This window comes from Rhodococcus sp. NPDC055024 (assembly GCF_053608585.1).
Genome location: NZ_JBSGVT010000009.1, coordinates 167,417 through 184,341, shown reverse-complemented (window position 1 = coordinate 184,341; position 16,925 = coordinate 167,417). Strand labels below are relative to the sequence as shown.

Sequence of the window (16,925 nt, the reverse complement as noted above, 5' to 3'; positions counted from 1 at the left end):
TATTAACCGCGGGCGGTTAACAAAGGCGCACAGCAGTAGTTTTCAGCTCAGATGATGCACTTCCTGCAGCCCGTACACCGGCGTCGGAATGCCCTCGTAGCGTGCCTTCAACTGCAGCGCGAGGTACAGCGAGTAATGCCGCGACTGATGCAGATTGCCGCCGTGGAACCAGAGCGCTTCCTGCTGCGTCGGCTTCCACATGTTGCGCTGCTCGCCTTCCCACGGCCCCGGGTCCTTGGTCGTGTTCGAGCCGAGGCCCCACACCTTGCCGACCTTGTCAGCGGTGTCCTGCCCGATCAGATCCGCCACCCAGCCGTTCATCGAGCCGTAGCCGGTCGCGTAGACCACGACGTCGGCAGGCAATTCCGTACCGTCTTCGAGGATCACGCTGTTCTCGGTCAGCTCACGAATGTTGCCGTGCGCGAGCTTGATGTCCCCGTTGGCAACCAGTTCTGCAGCGCCGACGTCGATGTAGTAACCCGAGCCGCGTCGTAGGTACTTCATGAACAGGCCCGAACCGTCGTCGCCCCAGTCGTGCTCGAAGCCTGCCTTCTCGAGGCGATCGTAGAAGTCCTTGTCGCGCTCACGGATTGCGTCGTACACCGGGATCTGGAACTCGTGCATGATCCGGTACGGCAGCGAACCGAACGTGAGATCGGCCTTGTGCGTCGTCATGCCGGCGGCGAGGGCGCGTTCCGAGTACAGATCGCCCAAGCCCAGATCCATCAGTGAATCCGACTTCACGATGTGCGTCGAGCTGCGCTGCACCATGGTGACGTCTATGCCGTTCTCCCACAGAGCGCCGCAGATGTCGTGCGAGGAATTGTTGGCCCCGATCACGACGACCTTCTTGCCCACGTACTGATCCGGTCCGGGGTGCTTGCTCGAGTGGTGCTGATCGCCGAGGAACTTGTCCTGGCCGGGGAACGTGGGAACGTTGGCCTTGCCGGACATACCGGTCGCCATCACCAACTGCTTGGGACGCAAAGTCAGCTTCTCGCCGTTGCGGTTGACCTCGACGGTCCATTCCTGAGTCTTCTCGTCGAACGACGCGGAGGTGCAGGTCGTGGAACTCCAGTACGGAACCTCCATGACCTTGGTGTACATCTCGAGCCAGTCACCGATCTTGTCCTTGGGCGCGAACACCGGCCAGTTGTCGGGGAACGGCATGTAGGGCAGATGGTCGTACCAGACCGGATCGTGCAGGCACAGGGACTTGTAGCGTCCACGCCACTGATCGCCGGGCCGCTCGTGGCTGTCGATCACGATGGCCGGAACTCCGAGCTGACGCATCCGGGCGCCGAGCGCGATGCCGCCCTGTCCGCCGCCGACGATCACGACGTAAGGCTGTGTGGTGTAACCGAGTTCGCGGTCCTCGATCTCCTTCTGCTCAGCCCACGTGATGCGGTTCGGATCTGCACCGTGCTTCGCTCCACGCGGCCGGCGAGTGCCCTTGCCTTCTTCGTGCCCCTTCAACTCCTGCAGCGACGTAAGCAGGGTCCAACCTTCGTCACCCTTCAGGCGAAGGTGCCCGTGCGCGCGACCGGTTGCCGTCTCGAATTCGATCCAGGCAGACGTGACGCCGTCGGCTTCGTCGGGTGTCTCGGTGGTCCGAAATCCTGAAGGATCGGTGTCGTCGAGACGTTCGGAGAGCATGTCGGCGATCTGCTCGCGACCTTCGACGGTCTTGATGTTCCAGGTGAATGACACCAAGTCTCGCCAGAAGCTGTCGAGCGCGAATTTGCCTGCAACACGCTCGATGTCACGAGCGGCGAGTGCCGATTCGAAATCCGCCAGCCAGGCGTCGACGCGCTCCTGAGGTGTCACCGCCGTCGCCTTCACCTCAGGGGCGACTGCGGAATCGATGGTTTGCGTCATCACTTCTCCTTGTTTGTGAATGTGACACACAGCACATCGCATAAGTGGCCCCGGTCACAAGCGTTGCAGCCTGTTGCAATCCGAACCACTGTGACCAATCCCTCGATCAAAAAACTAGTTGAAGTATGCAACGGTATGTACGATTCAAACCGCTTCGATGATGCAAATCCTTCGCATCGCCAACCACCCTCGACCCGCACAGGAGACACGCATGCCAAGTGTGAGCGCTACCGCCGAGCGGCCAGCACCCGGCGTCCGACCTGGTGGACTCGTCGTCGTCCTGGCTTTCGTCGGCATCGTCGCCGCACTCATGCAGACGCTTGTCGTCCCGCTGATCGCAGATCTACCCAAACTGCTGAACACGACGGCATCGAACGCGTCGTGGGTCGTCACCGCAACTCTGCTGGCGGGCGCCGTCGCCACTCCGATAGCCGGTCGCCTCGGCGATCTGTACGGCAAGCGACAGATGATTCTGATCTTCACAATCCCACTCATTGCCGGATCGATCATTTGCGCAACCGCCAATTCGGTCGTTCCGATGGTGATCGGTCGCGGATTGCAAGGCACCTGCGCCAGCCTGATCCCGCTCGGTATCAGTGCGCTGCGCGATCTGCTTCCGCCGAAAAGGGTAAATTCTGCGATCGCACTGATGAGTTCGTCGATGGGAATCGGCAGTGCACTCGGTATGCCGATCGCCGCGGTGGTAGCCGAGAATGCAAGCTGGCGGGCTCTCTTCTGGGGATCTGCGGTGCTCAGTGTGCTGATTCTGATCCTGACCTGGTTCTTCGTTCCGGCAACTCCGGTACACGAGGCCGGCGGACGGTTCGACCTGGTCGGCGGGGTCGGGCTCGGAGTCGGCCTGGTTTCTCTCCTCCTGGCCGTATCGAAGGGCGGCACCTGGGGTTGGACAAGCGTCACCACCGTGGGCTTGTTCGCCACAACGATCATCGTTCTTCTCGCCTGGATCTGGTTCGAACGACGCACCGACGAGCCGCTTGTCGATCTACGTGTCACTGCGAGGCCACAGGTGCTACTGACCAATCTCGCCTCCGTTGCAGCCGGATTCGCGATGTACGGACAGTTCTTGATCATCCCGCAACTCCTGCAACTGCCCGAGTCCACGGGATACGGCATGGGACAGTCGATGCTGGCCATGGGATTGTGGATGGCTCCGCCCGGATTCGTGATGATGGCGGTGTCACCGCTCGGCGCACGGCTCTCCGCACTGCGCGGACCGAAGTTCACACTCCTCACGGGCATCCTCGTGGTCGCCCTCGGGTACGGGTCTTCGATGCTGCTGATGGGCTCGACATGGGGACTGCTGATCGTCGCCTGTATTGCCAACGCCGGCATCAGTCTTGCGTACGGCGCCATGCCTGCCCTCATCATGGGCGCGGTACCGCCGTCTGCCACTGCCGCCGCCAACGGATTCAACAGTTTGATGCGCTCGATCGGCACGTCGATGTGCGCCGCTGTCATCGGTGTAGTTCTCGCGCAGATGACCGTCCAGGTGGGTGACCACACTCTGCCGTCGGAAGCCGGATTCCGGATCTGCCTGCTGATCAGTTGTGGGGCCGCTTTGATCGCCGCAGCGATCGCGTTGTCGATTCCGTTTCGAAAGATGTCTTCCCGGATCGAAATACCCGCAGAGCCTGCGACTGCCGCGGCGAGCTGACCGCTGTCGGTTGCCCGCACCGTCGTGCGGGCAACCGAGTCACCCCTCGGCAGGCTTCAGTTTGCCGAGTCCCAGCGACTGAAATCCCACGACATAGAACAACGTCCACAGCACGGCCCAGTCCACGAAACCCAGTGCATTGCCGTGCAATCCGTCGACGACTGCCGGCTCGTGAAGAATGTGCTCTGCCGCAAAACGGTAGTAGAACAAGAAGGTCACCACCGCCAGCGCAAACGTGAGCACAGCGCGGATCGCCAAGTTGACCCCGTCCGCAAAACCCGTCGGCTTGTTACCGAAAGCGTTGGCCCAGAAGATCATCCAGAAGGCCCAGCACACACCGAGCTGCGCCGGGAACTGATGGACTACGCCGCCCAATTCGGCAACGGAATCGCTGCCCAACAGCGCCTTTACGACCGGCAGTGCCACGAAGTACAAGCCTGTTCCCAAGGCGAAGTTGCCGACTGTGGCTGCGAGTGCCGTCCTTCCGCCGCCGCCGAACAGTCTCCACGGCCAGTTGTCGAGCGTCTGGCCGGTCAAGATCACGACCACCACGACGCAGTAGAACCACCCGAGTACGGTGTCGACGGTCATCAACGGATCGGTGGCAGAGAGCGACACGGACGGCAGGCCGAAGACGAAGTACAGCGCCAGCGTCGGAACGGCGACAAACGCGATCTCACACAGTCCCACCAGCGGCTGCTTCATCCCCAGGGAAGTCCACGGCCAATGCTGCCAGTTCAGGACCACCATCACCCAGGTCCCGAAGCCGAAGAGCACGAACAGCGCACCCGCGAAATAGCCGAGGCCGCCCTCACGATCGGCCGCGAAATCCGGGTACAAGCTCCCCAAGCCTTTTGCCAGGAGCCACGTCACCACGACGGCGAAGACCGCGGTCGCGACCATGATCGCCAGGCCCTTCACCGGCTGCGGAAGTCGATCGAAACCGGCGAACTCGCAGTTGAAGCCGATGAACACCACAAAGAGGATCGCCCAGAAAAGCGCCGCATTGAATGGCAATGGGTAGAAATTCCACGGACTGGTGGTCGGATCGGCCAGAAGGTACCAACTCGCCACGGCCAGCACGAGAACGATCACGAGGTTGGCGATCCCGAACCCGATCCAGCGGCGTGACGGCTGCCGACTCGGCGTCGCCGGTTCTGTGGGTGTGTCGACTGTAGCGGTCATGTTCCCTCTCCCAGATTGTCTCGCAAGATGATTCGCGAAGTGGTGGCGCAACTATGAAGCTGTTGCGCGGGGCACCGGGAGGGTTGCCGAGGGTTGCAAGCGCCGTCCGATTTTCCGGAATTGCAACACGGTGCAACCCTTCCGCATTGTGGTCGCCGTCACATACAAATCACTCATCGGTTCCCAGGCAACCGGTTCACTGCTTACGAGGAGAAACTGCATGAGCATCACGGGCAAGGTAGTACTGGTCACCGGCGCCGGCCAAGGCATCGGGCGCGGAATCGCACTCCGCCTCGCCCACGACGGCGCCGATATCGCATTGGTCGACCTCGACCAGACCAAGCTGGATGCGGTTGCCGACGAGATTCGACGGATCGGGCGTCGCACAACCACGTTTGTCGCCAACGTCAGCGATCGAGCGCAGGTCAACGCAGCCGTCGAACACGCACACCAGGAATTGGGCGGATTCGACGTCATCGTCAACAACGCGGGAATCGCTCTCGTCGGCCCGATCTCCGACGCGACGCCGGAAGAGGTTTCCAAAATCTGGAGCGTTAACGTCGACGGCGTCCTGTGGGGAATTCAGGCCGCAGCGGCAAAGTTCCAGGCGCTCGGTCAGCGCGGAAAGATCATCAACGCGTCGTCCATCGCCGGCCACGACGGGTTCGCCATGTTAGGTGTTTACAGCGCAACAAAATTCGCGGTCCGAGCACTCACACAGGCTGCGGCCAAGGAATACGCATCGGACGGAATCACCGTCAACGCGTACTGCCCCGGCGTTGTGGGTACCGACATGTGGGTGACAATCGACAAGAGATTCGCCGAGTTGACCGGTGCGCCGGAGGGCGCCACCTACGAGAAGTTCGTCGGCGGAATTGCTCTGGGGCGCGCTGAAACCCCGGACGACGTAGCAGGATTCGTCTCGTACCTGGCCGGGCCCGACTCCGACTACATGACCGGGCAGGCCGGTCTCATCGACGGCGGCCTCGTTTACCGCTGACCGCGGTGTCTTCACTGAAAACGGCGCCTTCGCTGAAAAAGCGGTTGCCCGAGCCCGCGATGCCGCCCGGTGAGGATCCTCGCGACTACGCGAGGACCCTCGCCGCGGTGTACGACGCGACGATGGCCGGAGACCGCGCACCGGCCCGCCCAAGGGACGTGGTCCGCCAATCGTGGCAGCGCCTGCGCGAGTTAGGTATCGACCCCGAACACAACCGGGTCGAACCGTCCATGGACGTCGCCGAACTCGATCTCCGTCGTCGTGAGTCCGGACTGTACGACGTGCTCGACGACGTGACGCGTGGACTCGAATCGGTTACCGCGAGCGGTGAGAACATCATGGTCGTCGCAGATCTTCGCGGAACTGTTCTGTGGCGCAGCGGGTCCCATCGAGTACTGGACCAAGCTGCGCGTCTGGGATTTGTCGAGGGTGCGAACTGGGCCGAGGACAGCGTCGGCACCAACGCCATCGGAACGGCATTGGTGTCACGACAGGCGGTTCAGATCTTCTCGGCGGAACACTATGCGCGCAGCCATCATCCGTGGACCTGTGCTGGAGCACCCATCCGCGATCCGCGGGACGACCGTGTCATCGGCGTAGTCGACATCAGTGGTCCCGCCAAGACCGTCCACCCCACCACACTGGCTCTGGTCGACGCCGTCGCACGTCTTGCCCAATCACACCTGCGCGACAAGCATCGGGACAATCTCGATCAATTACGTTCTGTTGCAGGGCCGATGCTTGCACGGAGCGGATCACCTGCATTGGTGATCGATACCCATGGCTGGGTAGCGGCGGTCGACGCGCTACCCCACCGCTCGCGCGTGCTGCTCCCCGCAGCTTTGGCTCCCGGCAGGACGTGGTTCCCCGCCCTGGGCCTGTGCGAACTGGATCCGCTTCCCGGCGGGTGGCTGGTTCGGCCGATCACCACCGGCGAGAAAATCACCGCCCCCACGGTGCATATCGATCTGCGCGATTCCGAGAACATGTCGGTGACCGTCACGTCGGGGTTGGGCGAATGGGCGTACTCCCCGACCCAGCGGCATGCGGAGATTTTGTTCCTCCTCGGATCCGAGAGGCGCGGACTGACGGCATCTCGGTTGGCGCAGGATCTGTTCGGAGATCCGGCCCGCACGGTGACCGCGCGGGCCGAGATGTCGCGTCTGCGAAAGAACCTTGCCGGAGTTGTTGCGGCGCAGCCGTACCGGTTCGTCGATGCAGCACAGGTCACGCTCTCCTGCCCCGACGACGGCGCACATCTGTTGCCGTTCTCGAACGCGCCGGCAGTTCGTGCCGCTCGCCGTACTCAGGCCGGTTCGGAGGCCTGCGTAAGCAACTGCAAGAACACCTCTTCGGGCTGAGCGCCGGATACTGCGACCGCACGGTTGGCGACGAAGAACGGGACGCCGCTGACCTGGAGTTGGCGCGCCATGGACAGATCCTCGCGTACCGCCTCCGCGGCGGCATCGGAGTCGAGTTGCTCGCGCACGACATCGGCGTCGAGGCCGACGCTTACTGCCAGCTCGACCAGCACCTCACGGTCGTCGATCACCTTGCCGTCGCTGAAGTGAGCCTTGAACAGCGCTTCGAGGAGTTCGTTCTGCCGCTCGCCTGCGAGATGCAGCAACCTGTGTGCATCAAAGGTATTGGCGGCGATCACGGTTTCGAAGTCCAAGGTCAACCCGACCTCGGCTGCCGTCGCGCTGACGTGGGCGAACATCTGACGTACCTGATCAGGCGCCATACCCTTCATCTCGACCAGGGCGTCGAGTTCGGTGCGTCCTTCTCCCACCGGAGTCTCCGGAGCGAGCTGGTACGAACGCCAGATGACGTTGACGCGGTCCTTGTTCTCGAAACGATCCAGAGCCGAGAGGAACCTGGTCTTTCCGATGTAGCACCACGGACAAGCAACGTCCGACCACACTTCGATGGTCACGTCTTGGTCAATCACGATTTGATCAGTCACCGAAGGTGCAACAACAAACAGGGGCGGGATTAGTCCCGAGTCACGCGACCAGGCCACACCGGAACGCGATCAACGACGCACTCACCCGGTTGGGCACACCGAGCTTGGCGAACAGCGAAGAGATATGCGTCTTGACGGTGGTCTCACCTAGGTACAGTCGCTCCGCGATGACGCTGTTGGCCGCGCCCGTCGCCAGGATTGTCAGCACTTCACGCTCGCGGTCGGTGAGCGAAGCGAGCGGAGTCTGATCGGGTGCTTGCCGACGCGGCGACGAGGCCACGATGGCGCGTAGAGAATCGGAGCTGAACAACGAGTGGTCCGACGCAACCACCCGTACTGCCTGCTGGAACGCCTCCGGCGCCGCATCCTTGCTCAGGAAACTGTGCGCACCAGCCTCGACTGCCTGCACGACCATGTCGTCGACATCGAAGGCGGTCATCGCGATGACCTTCGGCGGATTGCTCATGGTCATCAGTTCTCGGGTGGCCGCCAAGCCGCCCACCCGTGCCATTTTCAGATCCATCAACACCACGTGCGGACGAAAACGAGTGACCTTGGCTGCGACCTGATCGCCGTCCTCGGCCTCGGCAACCACCACGATGTCCGGCGCTGCTTCCAGGATGTCCTTCATCCCGCGCCGAACCCAGGCGTCGTTGTCGACGATCAAAACTGTGATTCGTGAGTCAGCGTCCATAGTGCGCTCAGATTACCCAGTGACCCCGACAGTTAGAGCTAGTCGGGCTACGACGACCAGGGCACCCAGCAACTGACGAGGAAATCGTCCTCCAGCGCGCCTGCCTCGACCTTGCCGCCGATCTCTCTTGCCTGTTCGGCCAACCCGCGTAAGCCGGACCGCGAACCGATCGACGTCATGGGTGCAAGCTCGCTCAGCTTGTTGCGTGCGAGGATACGAATTCCGTCGTGCGGCGACCCGGTCACCGAAACGACGAGCATCTGGTCGCTCGCGTACTTCTGGACGTTGGTCAACGATTCCTGAACGACGCGATAACAGACGTGCCCCGCCAGCATTCCGACATCACCCGGGAGCAACTCCGATTCGAGACGGCAGTGAATGCCCGCGGCGCGTGCACCGTTGACCAGATCGCCGATCGCGTCGATCCCCTGGTGCCCGCCGTGTTCGCGGCGATCACCGCTTCCCCTGAGCACTCCGACGATTCCCTTCAATTCGTCCAAAGCCTCGTGCGCGGTGGTTCTGATCATCGCAGCGGTGTTGACGACCTTCTCGGGATTGTCTGCCGCGCTGACCTGTAACCCACCGGCGAACAACGAAATCCGGCTCAGACTGGCCGCGATCGTGTCGTGCATGTCGCGCGCGATCCGCGTTCGTTCCTCGGTGCGAATCATCTCGTCGCGCATCACGTCTGTTTTCTCGGTGGCAAGATCCCGTACGTGTTCGGCCTCGACGAGTTCGGTTCTGGTCCGAATCAGGAGCGAGAGCGCCACGACGATGCCGACCATGACGGCTGCGACGAGCCACGGGATCCAGATGGCGACGTCGTATTGAACAACCGCCGAACCGTCCTTGGGTTTCATCGTTCCCATCGTGAGAACGGAGTACTCACGATTGCGAAAAGCGTCGTAGGTCAACGAAATTCCGCACGCGACGAAGACAGCTGCCGCAGCGGCAGCAAGCCGAGGCCCACGCGCGATCCGAGCAACGGCGAACAATGCGATGAGCGCCGCCGTCGCATCGGTGGGGAAGAACAACGGGCCGACCAGCGTGATCGCCAGAACCACCCAGGGATACTGATGGCGCCAGACAAGAGATATCCCACCGGCCACGCCCAGGACGAACCCGATCCCGACCAATACCGGTGGCATATTTCCCGACGCGCCGGCGATGCCCACCGTCATGAAGGAACAGAAAAGGCTGAACGCGACAGCGGCGGTAGTCCACACGCGTCGTCGCACAACGGTTCCTTTGGTGGTGATCACCGAGCAAGCGTATCCACCGCCACCGACGCCTCGAATCAGCCGAACGGGTGGACGAACCGTCAAGCTCCGACCGAAAGGATGAGGCTCCCCGATCTTTCGACCGAAGCGGTGAGCGGTCCCCACATCGTTGACTTGTGCCATACCAACTCTCGAAAGGCGCACATCATGCGATCACTCCGTACTCCCCTCGCCCTCCTCGCCGTCGGCGCAGCCCTGTTCGCAACCATCGCCTCGGGCGAAACAGACGAAGCGAAGAAGGTCGACGACAACGGTTCGTCCGCCGCACCTGCGGCTGCGTTCGGTATCGGTGACGTCGTCGAACTGGGCGACTGGCGCGTCCAGGTACACGGCGTTGTCGATCCCTACGTCTCGACCAATCAGTTCATCACCGCGGATCCCGGAAACCGCTACGTCGTCGTCGACACCGAGGTCACCAACAACAGCGACAAGCCGTCGACTGTGTCATCGGTAATGTGCTTCGAACTGCAAGACTCGACCAACAAGTCGTACAACATCACGTTCACCGACAGCAGCACGTCGAGTGTCGACGGAGAACTTGCGCCGGGCGCTGCCAAGCGAGGCGAATTGGCGTACGAGGTCCCCGAAGCCGCCACCGGTCTGCGCCTTCAGTTCAAGTGCGATCTGTTCTCGTCCGGCTCGGCAACGATCAACCTGTCGTGAACCGTCCGGGCGATCTGCTGCTGAGTCCGTGGGCGCTGGTCTCGGTGGCCGTCATCTTGGTCAACGACCACGTACTCAAAGGAGCCTTCGGGAACACGATGACGGGCAAGCTGTCCGACGTCGCCGGTGTGTTCCTGTTTCCCCTGCTTCTTCTCTCGGTTCTCGAGGTGCTCAGGCGAAACCTGGTGGGGCGAGCAGCGATCGCCTGGTCCATCGCAGTCACGGGAATCGGCTTCGCCGCCGTGAAGGTGGTACCGCCGATCGGCGACGCGTACGAGTGGGTGATCGGGTTTCTCCGCCTGACCGCAGGAGGATTCCGCGGAGATCTCGTGCCGATCGTGGTCTTTCGCGATCCCTCGGATCTGTGGGTGCTCCCGATACTGTTCGCGAGCTACCTGGTCATCACACACCACCGCACTCGGGCGCCGGAGGGGGCGCCCGAGCACGAGATGATCAGTCCAGGGCCGCGTCCAACGTGATGTCGACGCCGGTGAGAGCCTTGCTGATCGGGCAGGTTTCCTTTGCCGCCTGGGCAACCTTGGCAAAACCGTCGGCGTCGAGGCCGTCGACCTCGGCGCGAACGGTGAGCTTGATTCCGGTGAGCTTGAAGCCGACCGCGTCGGGGCCGAGTGACACGTCCGCGGTGATGTCGAGGCTCTGCGGGGTTCCGCCGGCCTCGGCGATCAGGGCCGACAACTGCATCGCGTAGCAGGACGAATGCGCCGCGGCGATGAGTTCCTCGGGGCTGGTGGTTCCGCCGGCCTCCTCAGCTGCGCGCTTGGGGAACGACACGTCGAAGGTGGCGACGCCCGAGCTGGTGAGTTCCACCTGTCCCGATCCGGCCTCGAGGGTGCCGTTCCAGGCGGTGCGTGCGGTACGAGTTGGCATTGCTGTCCCTACTTCCGTCTTCACATGATTCGGTGAACGCCTTGCGATCACGAACCTACCCGCGATACGTGAAGTCACACCTACTGTTTCGGACTGCTCTACCCGAGGAGCGTCGCAGACAGCAGTTTCTCGACACGCGCCTGCGCGGAGTTCCCGGAGGAAAAGTGCACGATTCGGCCGATGTCGAAGACCAGTCCGAGCGCCGCATGGACGAGGAACCGCGCTTGGACGATCGTCAACTCCGGACGTGCCTCGACGCACAGGTGCGCCCACTCCTCGACATTGAGCCGCTGAATGTTGCGCAACTCGGTCCGTGATCGATCCGGCAAGCTGCCGATCTCGGCAAAGTACACGGCCAACAGTTCGCTGGTCCCGAATGAAACCTCGACGTACATCTTCGCCAACGTCTCGACGGCCGCGAGAGGAGTCTCCGACTCCGCCAAGGCCGAACCCAACGTCATAGTCAGACGATCGGACGCCCGGTGGAATGCAGCAGCAAGTAGGTCGGCCTTGCTCGCGAAGTGCCGATACACGCTCGACGCATTGATACCCGCCGCGGCACCGATCTCCTCGATGCTCACGTCGTGGTAGCCGCGCTGATAGAACAGCAAAACTGCTTCCTGAAGCAGCACTTCACGTTTCGACGTCCGCACCAGGCCGGTCTTGCGTTCGGACGCCGCTACCCTCGCGCCATCCTCCTCACCAACGGGCAATTCGACGCCGATGACAGACCAGCATGCCGAAAGAATCAGCGCTTCGATCTGCTTGGCGGACAACGCCGATCGGTGTCCGGTAATACTGGCGATCACACTGAGCACGGCCGGTGCGATCAGCTCTACATCGGCCGGATCGAGTTCGGGACGCACCGCGGCAAGCGGCTCGGCGATCCGAAGATTGAGCGTGCGCATTCCCACCCGCAATTGCTCACGATCCTCGTCGACCAGGTAGCGCCCCTCCCAACGGTAGAGCCCTCCCCTGCGCCGATTCTCGATCGTCGCGCGGATGACACCCACCATCGTGGAGTTCAACTGCTCGCGTGGATCTTCGTTTCCGTGTACCGCTGGATCGCTGGCATCCAACAACGCCTGCGTCAGGTTGTTCACCGTGTAGACGAAAAGCGCGTATTTCGTTGGGAAATGACGGTAGAGGGCCGGCCCGGAGATTCCGACCTTCGCTGCAATCTCGTCGATACCGACCGCGTGGTAGCCACGTTCACTGAACGCCTCCGCGGCAGCGGCCGCGATTTGCGCCTTCCGATTCTTCGGACGCGTCCGTGGTGCAGGTTCACTGCCGCGCACGGAGACGCGTGTCTGTCCGGGCACCAAACCCTCCACTTCCGTTGCTTTCCTCTTCTACGTCCTTCGTCCGCTGCACCGCTCTTTCACAAGCGCGAGTCCGAACGGATCATGGTAACCGTCACGAAAGTCGCAATTCGCGCCCGGTACAGCTTCACCCGAAACCCTACAACGCAGGTGTTGCGACGGACGGATTCCGCAAAAAGAGTCTTGACACACGCTCTCACCCCGGTGTTATGTTAGTGACGATTCGCACAAACTTGCACGAGTCCGCTGGCGGGCTCATTCCATGCTGCGTGGGGTTTTTCCTTGCCCCCAAGAGGGTTCGACGTCGATAGACCGACCGTAAGAAAGTAGTTGTGAGCACATGATTCGCACTCGATTCACCGAGATGTTCGGCGTAGACCATCCCATCGTGCAGGGCGGCATGATGTGGGTAGGACGCGCAGAACTTGTTGCGGCCACGGCAAATTCCGGTGCCCTCGGGTTCTTGACGGGCCTCACCCAGCCCACACCGGAAGACCTCGTCAAGGAAATTGCTCGGACCCGCGATCTCACCGACAAGCCTTTCGGCGTCAATCTCACTATTCTGCCGTCGATCACGCCGCCGCCGTACGCCGAATACCGCCAGGCGATCATCGAATCCGGGATCAAGATCGTCGAGACCGCCGGTTCCAATCCGATCGATCATCTTCCGCATTTCAAGGACGCGGGCGTGAAGGTTATCCACAAGTGCACTGCAGTTCGACATGCGGTCAAGGCTGAGAGACTGGGCGTCGACGCCGTCAGCATCGACGGTTTCGAATGCGCCGGGCATCCAGGGGAGGACGACATACCAGGGCTGATTCTGATTCCGGCTGCCACGCAGCAACTCACGATTCCCGTGATCGCTTCGGGCGGAATCGCAGATTCCCGAGGACTCGTTGCGGCTCTTGCTCTCGGAGCGGACGGCGTCAACATGGGAACTCGATTCATGTGCACCGTGGAATCCCCTGTAGCACAATCGGTTAAAGAGCAGATTGTCGCAAACACCGAGCGTGATACCAAGCTGATCTTCCGGACCCTTCACAACACGGCACGCGTGGCCGCGAATGCGATCAGCGCGGAGGTCGTCGACATCGAGGCACGCGGCGGCGCAGAGTTCAGCGACATTCAGCATCTGGTCGCCGGAGCACGCGGGCGCAAGGTCTTCGAAGACGGCGATCTCGATGCGGGCATCTGGTCGGCCGGCCAAAGCCAGGGATTGATCAACGACATCCCGACCGTCGCCGACATGATCGACCGTATGGTCTCGGAGGCCGAACACATCATCACCTCACGGCTTTCCGGATTCGTGACGGCGGTGAGCGCGGCATGACCGCCACTGCCGAGGCTGGCTTCCGCTCCGAAATCACCGACGGTGTACTGCGATTGACTTTCGATCGCCCCAAGCGCATGAACGCGATCGATCTGCCCACGATGAACGCTTTCGCGGCCGCCGTCCACGACGGCGGCACAGACCCGGCAGTTCGTACCATCGTCATCACCGGCTCCGGTCGCGCGTTCTGCACCGGCGCCGACCTCGCCGCAGCGGCCGTCAACCCCGCAGACCCGAAGGTCGTCATGGATGCGGCAACTTCTCTGATTCGCGCCATCACCAGCGCCCCAGTCCCGGTGATCGCTGCGGTCAACGGCCCGGCCGCCGGCGTCGGTGTATCCATCGCCCTAGCCGCGGATCTGACGTACGCAGCGTCGAGCGCCTACTTCCTTCTCTCGTTCGTCAACATCGGCCTGATGCCCGACGGCGGTGCCAGCGCGCTGGTACCGGCGGCGATCGGACGCGCCCGCGCGGCCGAGATGGCGTTGCTGGGCGAGCGGGTTTCCGCCGAGGACGCCGAGCGTTTCGGGCTCGTGTCTCGCACCGTCTCCGACGACGCGTTCGACGCACTCGTCGACTCCGTCGTCGATCGCACGTCGAAGGCTCCTCGACGCGCCCTCGAACTCACCAAACGCGCACTCAATGCGGCTACGTTGGACCGCCTCGACGCCGCCCTGGAGCTCGAAAATACCGGTCAGGCAGAACTTCTCACTGGCGAGGACTTCAAAGAAGGCGCGATGGCGATGCTCCAGAAGCGTGCACCGCACTTCAAGTGACCGCTGCGAATTTTCGTTAACAAAACCACTGTGCACTTCGACGGCTCACTGTAGCCTGAGTCACACAATCACCCACGCATGAGAGGAACCCATCGATGGCCTCCACCGATGCAGTCTCCGAGGCGCAGCGTTCACGCCGCACCAACTGGAACAATCAGATCGCCAGGCATGCGCAGATGATTCCCGATCGCACCGCGCTGCGATTCTTGGGCGATTCCATCACCTGGAGCACCCTCGACGCACGCGTCGAGAAGCTGGCGGACGCTCTCGCCCGACGCGGCGTCAGCTTCGGCGACCGCGTGCTCATCCTGATGCTCAACCGCCCCGAATACCTCGAGGTCGTGCTCGCGACCAACGCACTGGGCGCGATCGCTGTTCCGGTGAACTTCCGTCTGACACCACCCGAGGTCGCTTACCTGGTAAACGACTCCGGCTCCAAAGTCATTGTCGCCGAAGGACCGTTGGCTCCGTTGGCCGGAGCTGCGCGCGCCGCGTCCGAGGGGATCGACATCTCCATCACTGTGGGCGCCCCCGCCGAGGGTGACAGCCTGAAATACGAGGACTTGATCAGCGAAGACGGCGAGAAGCACGCGTTCGTCGACATCCCGGACGACACTGCGGCTCTCATCATGTACACGTCGGGAACCACCGGTCGCCCCAAGGGTTCGGTGCTCTCCCACTCCAACCTGTCTTCGCAAGCATTGACCTGCATCAGGGCCTTCCACTTGTTCAATGCCGATTCCATCGGCTTCTGTGCGTCGCCCATGTTCCACATCGCAGCGCTCGGTTCCATCGCACCGAGCCTGCAACTCGGTACGACCACGGTGATCCATCCGGTCGGCGCATTCGACCCGGGTCAACTACTCGACATTCTCGAAGCCGAGAAGGTCACCAGCTTGTTCCTCGTGCCCGTGCAATGGCAGGCCGTGTGCACCGTACAGAAGGCGCAACCTCGAGCACTGTCACTGAAGAACATCTCGTGGGGCGCCGCACCGTCGTCCGACACGATCCTGCGGGCAATGGCCGAAACCTTCCCGGACGCATTCAATGTCGCGGTCTTCGGTCAGACCGAGATGTCGCCCATCACTTGCGTTCTCGACGGCGAGGATGCGATTCGCAAGCTCGGATCCGTCGGTCGGGTCATCCCGACCATCTCGGCCAGAGTCGTCGACGAGAACATGGACGACGTGGCGCCCGGTGAAATCGGTGAAATCGTCTACCGCGGGCCCACGATGATGAGCGAGTACTGGAACAACCCCACCGCCACCGCTGACGCGTTCCACGGTGGATGGTTCCACTCGGGTGATCTCGTTCGCGTCGACGACGAAGGCTTCGTCTATGTCGTCGACCGCAAGAAGGACATGATCATCTCCGGCGGAGAGAACATCTATTGCGCCGAGGTCGAAAACGTCCTCTACGAACACGAATTGATCATCGAAGCCGCCGTAGTCGGTCGCCCCGACGCCAAGTGGGGTGAGGTGCCGGTCGCGATCGTCGCGATGGCGCCAGGTTCAGCCGTGGACCTGACCATCGAGGAGCTGAGCATCTTCCTCAATGATCGGCTCGCGCGCTACAAGCACCCGAAGGACATCGTCGTCGTGGAAGCGCTGCCGCGTAATGCAAGCGGCAAGGTCGTCAAGGGTGAACTGCGAGAGAAGGTTCGAGCAGTCGACGCAGTTTCCTGACTCCACACACAAACGGGCGGCTCCTCCAGCGAGGTGCCGCCCGTTTGTGTGTGCCCGTCAAGCGCTCTGCGAATGCAACTTCCGATGCAGTTCTCGCACCTGCGGAACCAACTCCGGTACCGGGCCTTCGACCGGGATGTTCGGCGCAACCTCGTTGACGGACAAAGACTTCACCGGTGCCGGAGCCACACCCCACTCCGCGAGCCAGTCGCCTAGTTGGGCCGAAGAGCAGATGTAGACGATACGTCCCAGTCCCACCCATGCGTGCGCTGCCGAACACATCGCGCAGTGCTCGCCCGAGGTGAACACCGTTGCTGTGGAGCGCTCTTCCGGCGTCAGGTATTGAGCCGCCCACCGCGCCAGCTCGAACTCGGGGTGGCGGGTGTTGTCGCCGCCCGCAATCCGGTTTCGATCCTCCGCCAGAAAGGTTCCGTCGGCCGATGCCAGGACGGAACCGAAAGGTTCGTCACCGGCATCCAATGCCTCCGAAGCCAATTCGACGCAACGGCGCAGGTGACCCAGTTCGATGTCGTTCATGTGCACATCCTCTCCCGTGATACACGAAACGGGCGGCACCGGTGAG

16 protein-coding genes are annotated in these 16,925 nt (G+C 62.2%); 8 read left to right on the top strand and 8 right to left on the bottom strand.

Annotation, left to right across the window (positions count from 1 at the left end):
• Positions 1-42: 42 nt before the first annotated feature.
• Entirely contained in the window at positions 43-1,878 is a 1,836-nt protein-coding gene (locus ACWF6P_RS20015; RefSeq protein ID WP_452622205.1) for an NAD(P)-binding domain-containing protein, read from the bottom strand.
• Positions 1,879-2,089: 211 nt separating this feature from the next.
• Between ACWF6P_RS20015 and ACWF6P_RS20010 the strand changes: the two genes are divergently transcribed.
• Positions 2,090-3,553 (top strand): MFS transporter, encoded by a 1,464-nt coding sequence (locus tag ACWF6P_RS20010; protein WP_378639130.1) that lies wholly within the window; start codon positions 2,090-2,092, stop codon positions 3,551-3,553.
• A 39-nt stretch (positions 3,554-3,592) separates the two neighbouring features.
• Here ACWF6P_RS20010 and ACWF6P_RS20005 read toward each other — a convergent pair whose 3' ends face one another.
• Positions 3,593-4,738, bottom strand: coding sequence for a hypothetical protein (locus ACWF6P_RS20005; RefSeq protein WP_452622204.1), 1,146 nt, complete (start codon positions 4,736-4,738; stop codon positions 3,593-3,595).
• A gap of 220 nt (positions 4,739-4,958) precedes the next feature.
• On the opposite strand from ACWF6P_RS20005, the gene ACWF6P_RS20000 reads away from it, so the two are divergent.
• Positions 4,959-5,738 (top strand): acetoin reductase, encoded by a 780-nt coding sequence (locus tag ACWF6P_RS20000; protein WP_452622203.1) that lies wholly within the window; start codon positions 4,959-4,961, stop codon positions 5,736-5,738.
• A 59-nt stretch (positions 5,739-5,797) separates the two neighbouring features.
• On the top strand, positions 5,798-7,099 hold the full coding sequence (locus ACWF6P_RS19995; RefSeq protein ID WP_452622268.1) for a GAF domain-containing protein: 1,302 nt from the start codon (positions 5,798-5,800) through the stop codon (positions 7,097-7,099).
• Here ACWF6P_RS19995 and ACWF6P_RS19990 read toward each other — a convergent pair.
• The 3 genes from ACWF6P_RS19990 to ACWF6P_RS19980 are packed head-to-tail and all read right to left on the bottom strand — an operon-like array spanning position 7,045 to position 9,801.
• Positions 7,045-7,689 carry a DsbA family oxidoreductase gene (locus ACWF6P_RS19990; protein ID WP_223257813.1) on the bottom strand — a complete coding sequence of 215 codons (645 nt, stop codon included), beginning with the start codon at positions 7,687-7,689 and terminating at the stop codon, positions 7,045-7,047. The two genes, ACWF6P_RS19995 and ACWF6P_RS19990, sit on opposite strands and share 55 nt — an antisense overlap.
• 55 nt (positions 7,690-7,744) lie before the next feature.
• Complete coding sequence (locus ACWF6P_RS19985; RefSeq protein ID WP_452622202.1) at positions 7,745-8,398, bottom strand: response regulator; 654 nt, start codon at positions 8,396-8,398, stop codon at positions 7,745-7,747.
• Positions 8,399-8,445: 47 nt separating this feature from the next.
• The gene (locus ACWF6P_RS19980) at positions 8,446-9,801 is read right to left on the bottom strand and encodes a sensor histidine kinase (RefSeq protein WP_452622201.1); all 1,356 of its coding nucleotides are present in this window, start codon (positions 9,799-9,801) and stop codon (positions 8,446-8,448) included.
• Between the two features lie 24 nt (positions 9,802-9,825).
• On the opposite strand from ACWF6P_RS19980, the gene ACWF6P_RS19975 reads away from it, so the two are divergent.
• The gene (locus tag ACWF6P_RS19975) at positions 9,826-10,341 is read left to right on the top strand and encodes a DUF4352 domain-containing protein (RefSeq protein ID WP_452622200.1); all 516 of its coding nucleotides are present in this window, start codon (positions 9,826-9,828) and stop codon (positions 10,339-10,341) included.
• Entirely contained in the window at positions 10,338-10,820 is a 483-nt protein-coding gene (locus ACWF6P_RS19970) for a hypothetical protein (RefSeq protein ID WP_378639106.1), read from the top strand. The genes ACWF6P_RS19975 and ACWF6P_RS19970 overlap by 4 nt, the downstream gene beginning before the upstream one ends.
• Here ACWF6P_RS19970 and ACWF6P_RS19965 read toward each other — a convergent pair.
• Positions 10,795-11,229, bottom strand: a complete 435-nt coding sequence (locus ACWF6P_RS19965; RefSeq protein ID WP_452622199.1) for an OsmC family protein — start codon at positions 11,227-11,229, stop codon at positions 10,795-10,797. The two genes, ACWF6P_RS19970 and ACWF6P_RS19965, sit on opposite strands and share 26 nt — an antisense overlap.
• 98 nt (positions 11,230-11,327) lie before the next feature.
• Positions 11,328-12,551, bottom strand: a complete 1,224-nt coding sequence (locus ACWF6P_RS19960; protein ID WP_452622198.1) for a TetR/AcrR family transcriptional regulator — start codon at positions 12,549-12,551, stop codon at positions 11,328-11,330.
• A 340-nt stretch (positions 12,552-12,891) separates the two neighbouring features.
• Here ACWF6P_RS19960 and ACWF6P_RS19955 point away from each other — a divergent pair, with 340 nt between their 5' ends.
• From ACWF6P_RS19955 to fadD5, 3 genes are all read left to right on the top strand, one after another.
• Positions 12,892-13,881, top strand: coding sequence for an NAD(P)H-dependent flavin oxidoreductase (locus ACWF6P_RS19955; RefSeq protein WP_452622197.1), 990 nt, complete (start codon positions 12,892-12,894; stop codon positions 13,879-13,881).
• Positions 13,878-14,657: an enoyl-CoA hydratase gene (locus tag ACWF6P_RS19950; protein WP_452622196.1), complete on the top strand. Its 780-nt coding sequence runs from the start codon at positions 13,878-13,880 to the stop codon at positions 14,655-14,657. The genes ACWF6P_RS19955 and ACWF6P_RS19950 overlap by 4 nt, the downstream gene beginning before the upstream one ends.
• Before the next feature lie 95 nt (positions 14,658-14,752).
• Positions 14,753-16,342 carry a fatty-acid--CoA ligase FadD5 gene (gene fadD5 / locus ACWF6P_RS19945; RefSeq protein WP_452622195.1) on the top strand — a complete coding sequence of 530 codons (1,590 nt, stop codon included), beginning with the start codon at positions 14,753-14,755 and terminating at the stop codon, positions 16,340-16,342.
• A gap of 57 nt (positions 16,343-16,399) precedes the next feature.
• Here the strand turns inward: fadD5 and ACWF6P_RS19940 are convergent, their stop codons facing one another.
• Positions 16,400-16,879: a nucleoside deaminase gene (locus tag ACWF6P_RS19940; RefSeq protein WP_378546273.1), complete on the bottom strand. Its 480-nt coding sequence runs from the start codon at positions 16,877-16,879 to the stop codon at positions 16,400-16,402.
• Between the last annotated feature and the right edge of the window lie 46 nt (positions 16,880-16,925).